The following is an 11,581-nucleotide window of genomic DNA, read 5'->3' on the forward strand; positions in this document are numbered from 1 at the left end:
TTTCAAAAAAAGCAAAGCGATTTTATTTGATAAGTAAATCCTAGACCACTCCCTTCTTCTTTTTTGTAAATATAGTTAGGTACCAAGGTGAGAAGATTCACTATGTAAATGGCAAGCCACAAAATGTCCTTTTCCCACCTCAGCCCATTCAGGTATTTCGTTCTCACAAATCTCCATTTTGTACTTACATCGGGTATGAAATTTACACCCTGAAGGTGGGTTTACAGGACTTGGTACATCTCCGCTTAATATAATTCTTTCTTTTTTTACGTCTGGATTTGGTTCAGGTACAGCAGATAACAAGGCTTGGGTATAGGGATGTAATGGTTGTTCATAAACTTCATCTTTTTCAGCCAACTCTACTAAACTACCTAAATACATCACGCCTACTCGATCAGCAATATGGCGAACAACACTTAAATCATGGGAAATAAAAATATAAGTTAAGGAAAATTCCTCTTGCAAATCTTCCATGAGATTTAGGATTTGTGCTTGAATGGAAACATCTAAGGCTGAAACTGGTTCATCTGCAATAATCAACTTTGGATTTACAGACAAGGCCCTTGCAATTCCTATTCGTTGTCTTTGCCCCCACTAAATTGATGGGGATAACGTTTTGCCTGATCTTTATTTAGTCCTACCACTTCAAGCAATTCATATACTTTTGCTTTTCTTTCTTGCTCATTTCCTAATTGATGAACAAGTAAAGGTTCTTCTAAAATTCTCTGGATGGTATGCCTTGGATTTAACGAAGCAAAAGGGTCCTGAAACACCATTTGTAGATCCCTTCTCTTTTTCCTCATTTGTTCTTGATTTAAAGAGACTAAATCTTCCCCGTTAAATAAAATCTTTCCTGCTGTTGGTTCTACTAAACGTAATATGGATCGACCCGTAGTAGATTTCCCACAACCACTTTCGCCAACGAGTGCAAGGGTCTCCCCTTTATCTACCTGAAAAGTAATACCATCTACGGCTTTAACATAGCCTGTTGTTTTTTGGAACACACCGGTTTGAATCGGAAAATAGGTTTTTAAATTTTCTACTTGTAAAATGAACTCTGACATTATGCACCCTCCTCGTTCAGCAAATCCTTTTGTTCGTTTAACCAACATCTAGACTTGTGGTTCGTCCCGACATCTTTTAATTCGGGTACTTGATGAAGACATTGGTCAGTCGCATATTCGCAACGAGGAGCAAATGTACAACCGCTAGGCATCTCTTTAATACTTGGTACATTTCCAGGAATCGAGTAAAGCCTTTGTTTCGTTTCCTTTAATTGAGGAGTTGATTGAATCAGCCCTTTGGTATAAGGATGGTTTGGATGGTGAAAAATCGTTCGAACATCCGCCTCTTCAACAATTTTTCCTGCATACATTACGATCACACGATCACACATTTCTGCAACAACGCCTAGATCATGTGTAATCAGCAAAATAGAGGTATTGGAATCCTTTTTTAAATTTCTCATTAAATCTAAAATTTGCGCCTGGATCGTCACATCTAGTGCAGTTGTTGGTTCATCTGCAATCAAAATCGAAGGAGTACATGACATTGCCATAGCAATCATGACCCGTTGTCTCATTCCTCCAGACAATTGATGAGGGTATTCATTCATAATCTCTTCTGCTCTTGGAATTCCTACGCGTTTCAACATGTCAATTGCCTTTTTCTTTGCTTCTTTCTTCGAGAGGGAGGTATGTAAACGAATCGATTCTACCATTTGGTTGCCAATCGTAAAGACGGGGTTTAATGAAGTCATCGGTTCTTGAAAAATCATCGCTATTTCATTTCCCCGTAACTTTCTCATTTGTTTTTCTGATAGATTCGTCAACTCTTTTCCGTTATAAAGAATAGAACCTTCTACTTTCCCATTTGATTTTGGAATTAGTCCCATGATCGATAGGGAGGTTACACTTTTCCCACTTCCTGACTCCCCAACGATTCCTAATGTTTCACCAGGTTTAAGGGAAAACGATACGTCATTTACTGCTGAAAAAACGCCGTCTTCTGTATAAAAATTCGTTATTAATTGCTTTACTTGTAAAAGATATGGTTCAGACACGTTTTCACCCACCTTCTAGCATAAAAAATATATAAATAATTCATTAAAATACAAACTAAACGTTATTTATGAGAATTTAGAAAATTGTAAATACATGTTATTGATTATAGCATAACATCGTTAATAGGGGAAAGAAAAAAATGATCAAAGTGAGATCCTACAAAAGTAATCGGTCACTTTTAAGTAAATCGTCACTTTTGTAGTTTTTTACTGTGCTACACCCGTGAATGGCACCCCTTTACCTGAAATAATAGGATAAAAAGATTCAAACCCAGGAATCGGTTCAGCAGCTGGTGAAGAAGATGGTGCTGCTTCTCCTACATTTGGTTGAGTATTATTTGGAATACTTGGTGTACCAGGGATGATTTGAATTGGTGGTGGTGTAGTAGATTTACTTGGATCTGTACTGTTGTAATTACTACCATCATAATAAAACTGTGGAACCTCACCAAAGATTTGTGTTTGGGCAATAGGAACAGAAGTTGCAATGGATGTAGCTTTCGTAACAAAAGGAATAACCACTTGTACCTCTGCCTTTATATTGATCACAACAGTCATGACTACCACGTTGATACCAGCATTTTGAAAATTGGTATCTGGAGTAACTTCTGCGTGGCCTATTGGTACAAGCGTGATTGGAATTTCTGGTCCAGCATTTGCAAATATTTTACTATTAAAAGCGGCTCCTAATTTAATCTTTTCTTCCATCTTTTCAAGATCGTTTAATGTATCTTCTACTCTGGCCGTTGCTTCACCCACGACCCTTGCAAATTCCCCATAATTAAATAGTGCAGCTCTTATTTTACCTTGATTGTCTGTTTCAAATTGAATGAGGTCATTGAAACTCGTATTTTGGGCAATTTTTTTAGAAATCGCATCGTTTAATGCGTTTGTCGCTATTTGTTTTACCCTTGCTTCAGCAATACTGATTAATATCGGTTGAAGTTGACCTTCTATATAGAAAAAGGATTGTACCATCATTCCTAAAAAGATAACAAAGCTGATGAAGATAAGTTGTCTTTTTCGAAGATTGATTTTCTTCATCTTCCATCTTCGTCTAGTTCCCCAACGTGGCATCTGTCCCCCTCCTCTCTATACATACATATTCGAAAAAAAAACTCCAATACATTTTCTTTCCCAAAAAAGGTTATGATTCTGTTAAAATAATAAAAGATGGAGAGGTGAAGGCAATGGCAATTGATTTTACATATCAAGGTGTTGAATATAAAACCTTAGTTGAATTAGCAAAAGCATTACCTTTAAATTCTGCCAAACTTGTACAATGGACAGAGGATGCGGATCGCTTTGCTGCTGAAGCTGGTTCTCTTTGTTATGAAAGTGAACCTCGATTAGGTATCGTTAATCATTGTAGAGATAGTGGTCATAATACGGTTTTGGAACATAATATCTTTAGTTTCGTTAAAAAAGTACCAATCTTTGTTGCAAGACAGGATATGCGTGCCCGTCATGCTACTTTTGATGAACGAAGCCTTCGTTATGTTCGGTTAAATAATGGAGGATTTGAGTATTACATTCCACCAGAGCTGAAAAAGCCTGGTCGGGAGCAGGAATTAGACCAATGGATTTATCATCATGAAAAAGCTTTTGAATTATATGGCCATTATACAGACGAAGAAATTATGGAAAACGAACGAGCTAGAGCTATCCTACCTTTAGGAATCGCCACTATGTATACCGATTCAAGAAATGCTGTAGGCTGGCGTCATCATGCGATAAAACGGTTATGTTTAAGAGCTCAAGATGAAATCCGACTCTTGTATCGTTCCATTACTGATCAGTTAGTAGAAAAAGCTCCACGTTTGTTCGGTGACTTGGACATGCCTTGTTATATGAAACAAGGATGTGGTGAGGTTAAAACCTGTGGATTGATCGAACTCGATCCAAAAACAAGACGTGCTGTGGCCTATGAGAAGAAGTTACAGCGTGAGCATACAAAAGTTGAATTGAAATGAATTAAAACCTCCCAAATCATTTGGGAGGTTTTAATTCATTTATCTATTAGTCGCGCTCTTTTTCACCTTTTTTATGTTCTTCTCTTTCCTTTTTCTCTACCTTAACTTCTTTTACTTCTTTTTTATCGTCATCTTTATCTTCTTTTTCTTGTTTTTCTTTTTCAAGCTTGATTTCTGCTTTGATTTCCAATCCTTTTGGTGTTTCCTTTATTTTTAATTCATTTTTTTGAAGTTTCATACCTGTATTAACCGCTACTTTAGCTTTATCCTTACCTTCATTTACGCTATCATCTGTACTATTTTCAGTTGTCATATTAGAAGTTGTTTGAACTTGTTGGTTCATTTCACCAGTTGTAGCTTCTGTTTGGTTCTCTGTCGTTTGAGTGGTTGAATCTTCAGTATTTTCCTCTGAATCAGCAACAGGTTCAACATTTATCGTTAAACCGCGTTTTTTAAGATTTCCAGGATGTAAGCCTAATTCTTTGGCAACCAATCCAACCCCTTTTGTTGCAAGAAGATTCGTCACCTCTTCTACGGTTTTTCCTGAAAGATTGGAAATAGCGACTGTTAATGCAATCTTACCATATCCAACACCTTGCTCCTTCAAGGTAATCACAATTTCAGGATCTATATCCTTGACAACAGCTGCTGTGATTTTTGCATTTGTAATGGTTTCTTCCATTTGTTCAACTTGTTCTTCATCTAATTCTTCTGTTTCTTCTTGAACAGTAGTGTTTCCTTGCTCAGCCACCTGATCTATTTGTTCACTAGCTTCCGTTACATCCTTTCCATCTGCTTTTGCTTCTTCTAGCGTTGCTCCTGCTTTTACTAAAGCATCTTGGTATGCAGCTAATAAATCTGTAAGAAATTCACTCTTGTTCTCTTCACTGATCGCATCTAATTCAGCTAGACGTTCTGCTGAGATATCTGCATAAAGGGATGCCTTGAACTCTGGATCAAATGTAAAAGTAAGTTGAACATTTTCAAGTAATTTATCTAGGAAATAAAGTGTATCCTCAGGAGTTAACCCAGCATTTACTGTTGTTTCTGCTTGAGTGTTTGTCGTTGCTTCTGTTGAAGTTCCTTGTTGATAAGTATCTGTTGTAACAGTTTGCTCCTGAACGATTTGTGTTTGCTCATCAATGCTATTAGTGGATTCAGCTGCACTTACTGCAGTAGGAATTACTAAGCTTGATGCTAATAATAAGGTTGCTAATTGTTTTTTCATCTATGATTTCTCCTTTCAAATCAAATCTTGTGATTTTCTTTTCGATATAATTGTTCGGAGAAATCTAAAATTATAAGTGGGTAGATAGAAACTTTTTTGGGAGAATCCCAGCAATATTTATTTCATATAATCGTTTCTAATTTGATTGATTTACCGCTACATTCATGCTTGTTTCTTTTCTTACTTTCACTCGGAACCAAGTTACTACCACAGCACCCATGAGCAAAAATCCTAAATAACCCATAACTGGGTATACGGTTCCTACTAGCTTAGAGAATCCTGCTAAACTAGAAATATAAGCTAGAATACCGGAAAGGATTAAGGCAAACTTAAACTTAGCACTAGTTGGTGAGACGACCCGGGTTGTAAAAGTATAGAGCATCCCTACTGCAGTGTTAAAAATCATGCCTAGAATGACAATGGAAAGAATAGGTGCCAACCAAGGTAATAATTGATTAGCCATGAATAATGTCGGTAATTCTACTCCTGCTAATTGATCGAGTTTTGACATCATTCCTAAATGAATGGTTAAAACTAGCAATCCTAATGTTGCACCTCCAAGAAGCCCTCCTAATCCTAAACTCTTCTTATTATAAGAAACCCCTCCACCCATGGTGATTAAAATCGGGGCGGTAGCTGCCAAATTATAAGAAACATACAAAAGAGCACCAAAAAACCAGTTACTTGAAGCGGCCTTCTCTGGACTAGCAAATGAGTTCATAACCGATAGATCTTTATTCATGTATAAATAGGAAACTAATGTGATGGTTAATACAGCAATCAATAGAAAGGGAGTAAATAAACTAATCACCGAAATCATTTTTTCCATTTTTAATAGTAAAGTCAAGATGGTTAAAACTAAGATAATAATACTACCTAATGTTACAGGAACTCCAAATTGTTGATTTAGAACAGCCCCTCCTCCTGCTAACATGATACCCGCTACCCCAAAAAGGAAAAAGGTTACAACGATATCCATTATCCACCCAATATACTTCCCACTGATTTGATGAATGGCTTGTTTATGAGAAGCAGCTTTAACGTCAGACCCTAATCTCAGCAATTGATACCCAAACCAAGCAAAAAGCAGCCCAGCTATGACACTTCCTAATGTCCCCCACCAGCCAAAATAAGTAAAGAACTGTAGAATCTCTTGTCCAGAAGCAAATCCTGCTCCGACGACTACCCCTACATATGCCCCTGCGATCGTCAATACCTGTTTACCATTCATACTATCATCTCCCATTATTATAATTGATTAAATATTCAGACATTTATATTTATAATTGATGGCTATTTAGTTGATAGCCATCTAATATGATCATCTAGTAATCTTCCACCTTATTACGGGCGAAATGTTTTACTAAATAGTGTTCTCTCCTCAATTTTTTCTCGATTTGGCTCATATCCAATGCCAGGTCGATCAGGAATAAATATGACACCATTTTCTACTGTCACTTCTGGATCAATAATATCTTCCTCCCAATATCGAGAAGATGCTGCTGTATCCCCAGGCATCGTAAAATTGGATAAAGTAGTGATCGCAATATTATGTGCTCTACCTACTCCTGACTCTAACATTCCTCCACACCATACAGGAATCCCATTTTTTTGACATAGGTCGTGGATTTTTTTCGCTTCTGTTAAACCGCCAACACGGCCAATTTTAATATTGATGATCTTACAACTGCCTAGTTTAATCGCTTTTCGAACATCTTCAGCCGAATGAATACTTTCATCAAGACAGATTGGGGTTTTTATCTTTGCTTGTAATTCTGCATGATCAATAATATCGTCATGGGCTAATGGTTGCTCGATCATCATCAGATTATATTCGTCTAATTTAGCCAAATGATCCACATCAGCCAGTGTGTAAGCAGAATTAGCATCTGCCATTAACTGAATATCAGGGAACTTCTGCCGAATCGCTCTAATCACCTCAATATCCCAATTGGGCTTAATTTTTACTTTGATTCGTTTATATCCTTCATTGACATGTTGTTCAATCACTTGCAAAAGCTGGTCAATAGATTTCTGGATACCGATACTGATACCCACTTCGATCGTTTTCTTTTCCCCACCTAACGCTTTAGCCAATGGTATTCCCTTTTCTTTAGCATAAAGATCCCAGACTGCCCCCTCCAACGCAGATTTGGCCATATAATTTCCTTTAATATGTGCAAAACGTTCCGATACCTGATCAGGATGAGTGATGGGCTCTTTTAGTAGTAAAGGAATCAAAAAATCCTCCATAATATGCCAATTGGTTTTAACTGTTTCCTCTTTATAAAGGGGTTCAGTAAAAGCGACGGATTCTCCCCAGCCAGATAATCCATCAGTATTTTTTACTTCCACAAGAATAAACTCTTTATCTTGCTGGGTACCAAAGCTTGTTGTAAAAGGTTTTTTCATCCTCATCTTCATATGTCTTAAAGTAATATATTTAATCTGCATCTCATTCACCCTTTCTTTTTAAAACATAGAAATGAACACCAGCAAACTCTTCATTATTCATTTTTAGAAAATCGCAAACGATCCAACCTTGAGAGAAATAATGGATAAAGATCAATCTTGTTTTCTGTCGCCACTCAATTGCTAACTCAATATCTTGGTGTTTTAATTCCTGAAATTTAGAAGGGATGGGAATAAATAAATATTCTTCTTCATTCTTTGTTATATCTATTTCATTAGGAACCGGAAATCCTTTATTATTCATTTCCCATTGGATAAGAGAATCTTTTGAATGGAATAGGGACTCATCGATCCTTTTACCCATTTGTTTCTCTAATACATGGGAACTTTCCAACCACCACTCGACAAGAAAACGATCAGAAGCCAATCCACGGTTTAAGGGATCATTCATTTCCCCATAAGCATTTTCTATGTAGGTGTTGGTAATTGCTCCTAATTTTCCAATATTTAAATTGGCATTTACACTTTCTAAGGGATCGTAAGTCCAAGTGATTAAACGATACCCCAATTTTAATGCTTCATCCCGTTGAACTCTTTTTAATCGTTCTCCAATTTTTTGATGACGATAATCTGGATGAATAGCGAGCATATGAGAACATAGATAAGCTTCCTTTCCATTAAACCCAGCAAAGCTATATTGGAACCCTACTAATTTCTCTTTGTGAAAAGCTCCAAGTACCAATCCACCATTCTTTACTGCTGTTAAAGTTTGGTGAGTAGGAACAATTTCTTTCATCCCCCAAACTAATTTTTCTAATTCTTGTACTTTTTCCAATTCTTCAAGATTCTTTAAAGAACGGGTCACAATAGATGTTACTACAGGTGTTTGGCTCAATCCTTTCCTCCCCTTTCGAATGTATCAATTACAGCTTGTGCTAAAATCTCTGCACCTAAAAATATGGCTTGATGATTAAATGTCATATTAGGGTGATGTAACCCAGGTTCTAGATCACAGCCAACTCCCAACATCGTTGCCTTGATCGTGGGACGTTCTAATGTATAAAAATGGAAGTCTTCGCCGCCGGGTGTTACGATTCCGTTTACTGCGTTTTCAGAACCTAATGTTTTTTTGATCGTCTCACTCATGATTTTTTTGCCTCTTCATTTACTTCAGCAGCAGCAATTTTATTGGATGGCAATAGTTTTATTTTTGCTCCATACATCGTTGAAATATTTTGAGATAGACTTTCTATTTTTTGATAGAGCTCATCAAGAACTTGATTGGTTTGTGCACGCAGATCTAAAGCAAATTCTGCAAAATCCGGAATGATATTTACATTTTCCCCACCTGCGTTTAGCCTTGTCATCTTTACTGTTGCAGGTACCATCGGATCTGTATAAATAGTGTGTAGACCATGAATAAAGTGGGAGGCCACATCAATAACATTCACTCCTAAGTGTGGTCTTGCACCATGTGCAGCCTTTCCATGAATCTCTCCTTTTACTAATAAAGCTGCTCCATTATATATGGCAGAACTAACCTTCCCAAATGGAAGCTCTTGAATAGGTCGAAGATGAACACCATATAAGTAATCCACATCATCGACTACACCTTTCTCAATCATTTTTAGAGCACCTGTCCCTTTTTCTTCAGCCGGTTGAAAAATAAGCTTAAACTTTCCTTTTGGTTGAAAACCTACAACTTTAAGAATTTCTAGTGCTCCTAATACCATTGCCATATGGGCATCATGTCCACATGAATGATTGGCGCACCATTTTCCATCAACCTCTTGCCATAAAGCATCCATATCTGAACGAAGAGCAACAGTCAGCTTATGATCTGTATGTATATTGTCCCAAATTCCTATCACTCCAGTTGTATCTTCAAACGTTATCGTTTCTAAACCTAATGCTTGTAATCTCTCTTTTAAAAATTGTGTCGTATTGACTTCCTGCCAACTCAGTTCTGGATGAGTATGTAAGTGTAGAAAATTCTCCATCATCTTTTCTTTTATATTTGCTCTTATATGATTAGAAAGTTCCATCATCTAACCTACCTCATTTATAAAATGTTTCATCCAACTATTAAAAACCAAACTTTTCTGAAAATAATGTTCATATTAAAATTTAATTAAAATTTATAGTTAATAGTAAATGTGAAAACGTAACAAGTCAATTGTTTTGTTCCATTTTTTAAAAAGGATATTTATTCTCTATACAAATGAAATACCAACCCAAAAGGATTGGCATTAAACTAGAATATTTCCGTTCATTAGTTAAGACAGGAGATGATTACTTTGGAACTTTCTTTGGATAAATCAATTTCATAGGGTGAATCGACTATTCCCTGATTTTTATCCTCTAATACTCTAATGATTGGTCTGTCCGGGTATTTGGAATTTATATCAACGACGATTCCAAGCTCTCCACTATTTAAAATGATATTCATTCCAATCGGATAGATCGCTATTGTTTTTCTAAATAGTTCAAGTAAATCCCGGTCAAAATCTACCCCTGCTTTTGAATATAAAAATTCTAAAGCTTCATGAGGAAGAATCGTATTTTTATAAGCTCTTTTAGAAACCAACGCATCATAAACATCTGCAATCGCAACAATTCTCGCATATTCGTGAATATCATCACCCGAAAGACCACGGGGATAACCGCCACCATTTATCCTCTCATGATGTTGATAGGCACAGTGTGCAGATAACAATGGAATCCCAGGCTCTTTTCGTAGCAAATCAAAACCATACTCTGTGTGTGAGCGAATAAGAGCAAATTCTTCTTCTGTTAATGGTTCTTTTTTTCTAAAACAGAAATAGGAACCTTTGTTTTCCCAATATCATGTAACATTGCACCAAGACCTAATTCACTTAATTGTTGTTGGTTATATCCTTTTGCCATCCCCATTGATATGGAATAAATGGCTACCTGTAAGGAATGGGTATAAAGGTATAAATCTTTGATGTAGATTGAAGACAACATTAACATGGCTTGTTGATTCGCTTTCATGTCATCAAGCATATGATCCAAAACAGGCTTAAAGACCAATGTAAGGTTTCCCTTTGTCAATGGACGGTGAACTAATTTTTCCTTAAACATGTCTTGAAACGTATCTTTAATCGATTTTAGCGCTAATTCTCTGGTTTTATCAGATAAAACATCCTTTACTTCAATATCATCTGTTCTAGCATCATAAATATATAAAGAGTCTACTCCCAACTGTAATAATCGTTCAATCATTGATTGTGTTAATTCAACATCCTTTGCAATTAACACACCGCCAATATCATTTAGAATGGGTTTAGCTAATTTAAACCCTGGTTGGCATTTTGTTGTTGGAATTCGTCTCATCGTACGTTCCCCTTTTTAATGGTAAAAAAGTTATACTTTCATTCATTTCAAGATGAATGAGAATGTATATTACCTCTTTCTCTCTATTATAGATGCAAACACCCAAAAAAGGGAAGGAAAAACTACCATTAACTTTAATGGTAGTAGGATTCTTTAATGTAAAGTTGAATCATTCACCATTCTTGTTTTAAAATCAGAGCCGCCAACGCTTTCTTGAGCCATTTTTGCCTTTAGCATTTCGATCAAGTACATAGCAAACATCTGATATACCTCATGCTCTTCCATTTCCTGAATCACATGTAAAATATCATTTTTCTTATGATCCTCAAGCAAATTTAGGACTAATGCGACTGCATCTTCTTCATCTCCTGTTAAATGATTTCGGTATAACTCATATATTTCATTTACAAATTTCACGGGCATAACTCCTTTCACCATATCTTAGTATGCCACATTTACTAAAACGTTTATGCCAACCTTCATTTTATTTATTATAACGTTTTTTAGTGAACTACCCGCCACCTACGCTTCGCTTAGAGGAGGGGGCTT

General features: G+C 36.4%; 9 protein-coding genes and 3 pseudogenes. 1 reads left to right on the forward strand and 11 read right to left on the reverse strand.

The features are described from left to right. Positions 1 to 75 precede the first annotated feature (75 nt). The 3 genes and pseudogenes from U473_RS09430 to yunB all read right to left on the reverse strand — a co-directional run bounded on the left by U473_RS09430 (position 76) and on the right by yunB (position 3,139). Positions 76 to 1,064, reverse strand: a pseudogene (locus tag U473_RS09430) (ABC transporter ATP-binding protein). After that, positions 1,064 to 2,062, reverse strand: a complete 999-nt coding sequence (locus U473_RS09435; protein ID WP_068725669.1) for an ABC transporter ATP-binding protein — start codon at positions 2,060 to 2,062, stop codon at positions 1,064 to 1,066. Before U473_RS09435 ends, U473_RS09430 begins: the two are co-directional and overlap by 1 nt. A 207-nt stretch (positions 2,063 to 2,269) precedes the next feature. Beyond that, complete coding sequence (yunB, locus tag U473_RS09440) at positions 2,270 to 3,139, reverse strand: sporulation protein YunB (protein WP_068725670.1); 870 nt, start codon at positions 3,137 to 3,139, stop codon at positions 2,270 to 2,272. A gap of 113 nt (positions 3,140 to 3,252) precedes the next feature. Between yunB and thyX the strand changes: the two genes are divergently transcribed. Further along, positions 3,253 to 4,035 (forward strand): FAD-dependent thymidylate synthase, encoded by a 783-nt coding sequence (thyX, locus tag U473_RS09445; RefSeq protein ID WP_068725671.1) that lies wholly within the window; start codon positions 3,253 to 3,255, stop codon positions 4,033 to 4,035. 46 nt (positions 4,036 to 4,081) lie between these two features. On the opposite strand, the gene U473_RS09450 is transcribed toward thyX, so the two are convergent. The 8 genes and pseudogenes from U473_RS09450 to U473_RS09480 all read right to left on the reverse strand — a co-directional run bounded on the left by U473_RS09450 (position 4,082) and on the right by U473_RS09480 (position 11,449). Continuing rightward, entirely contained in the window at positions 4,082 to 5,263 is a 1,182-nt protein-coding gene (locus U473_RS09450) for a DUF5667 domain-containing protein (RefSeq protein ID WP_068725672.1), read from the reverse strand. Between the two features lie 136 nt (positions 5,264 to 5,399). Then, entirely contained in the window at positions 5,400 to 6,494 is a 1,095-nt protein-coding gene (locus tag U473_RS09455) for a YkvI family membrane protein (RefSeq protein ID WP_068725673.1), read from the reverse strand. Positions 6,495 to 6,607: 113 nt separating this feature from the next. Next, entirely contained in the window at positions 6,608 to 7,717 is a 1,110-nt protein-coding gene (gene menC / locus U473_RS09460) for an o-succinylbenzoate synthase (RefSeq protein ID WP_068725675.1), read from the reverse strand. A gap of 1 nt (position 7,718) precedes the next feature. Continuing rightward, positions 7,719 to 8,570 carry a GNAT family N-acetyltransferase gene (locus U473_RS09465; RefSeq protein ID WP_068725678.1) on the reverse strand — a complete coding sequence of 284 codons (852 nt, stop codon included), beginning with the start codon at positions 8,568 to 8,570 and terminating at the stop codon, positions 7,719 to 7,721. Further along, positions 8,567 to 9,723: pseudogene (locus U473_RS09470) on the reverse strand (M20 peptidase aminoacylase family protein). The gene U473_RS09465 and the pseudogene U473_RS09470 overlap by 4 nt, the downstream one beginning before the upstream one ends. Before the next feature lie 224 nt (positions 9,724 to 9,947). Continuing rightward, positions 9,948 to 10,454 (reverse strand): annotated as a pseudogene (locus U473_RS14320) (HD-GYP domain-containing protein); the annotation flags it as partial. A gap of 14 nt (positions 10,455 to 10,468) precedes the next feature. Further along, a complete protein-coding gene (locus U473_RS15425) occupies positions 10,469 to 11,032 on the reverse strand; it encodes an HD-GYP domain-containing protein (RefSeq protein ID WP_082732474.1) in 564 nt (187 codons plus the stop codon). Positions 11,033 to 11,185: 153 nt separating this feature from the next. After that, positions 11,186 to 11,449, reverse strand: a complete 264-nt coding sequence (locus U473_RS09480; protein WP_068725680.1) for a DUF6154 family protein — start codon at positions 11,447 to 11,449, stop codon at positions 11,186 to 11,188. Positions 11,450 to 11,581: the final 132 nt, after the last annotated feature.

Source organism: Tepidibacillus decaturensis (assembly GCF_001561915.1).
Classification (GTDB): Bacteria; Bacillota; Bacilli; order Tepidibacillales; family Tepidibacillaceae; genus Tepidibacillus_B; species Tepidibacillus_B infernus.

Bases quoted from the DNA above. Each gene is read 5' to 3' on its own strand.
- yunB (WP_068725670.1), bottom strand. From the start codon at position 3,139: ATGCCACGTTGGGGAACTAGACGAAGATGGAAGATGAAGAAAATCAAT.
- thyX (WP_068725671.1), top strand. From the start codon at position 3,253: ATGGCAATTGATTTTACATATCAAGGTGTTGAATATAAAACCTTAGTT.
- U473_RS09450 (WP_068725672.1), bottom strand. From the start codon at position 5,263: ATGAAAAAACAATTAGCAACCTTATTATTAGCATCAAGCTTAGTAATT.
- U473_RS09455 (WP_068725673.1), bottom strand. From the start codon at position 6,494: ATGAATGGTAAACAGGTATTGACGATCGCAGGGGCATATGTAGGGGTA.
- menC (WP_068725675.1), bottom strand. From the start codon at position 7,717: ATGCAGATTAAATATATTACTTTAAGACATATGAAGATGAGGATGAAA.
- U473_RS15425 (WP_082732474.1), bottom strand. From the start codon at position 11,032: ATGAGACGAATTCCAACAACAAAATGCCAACCAGGGTTTAAATTAGCT.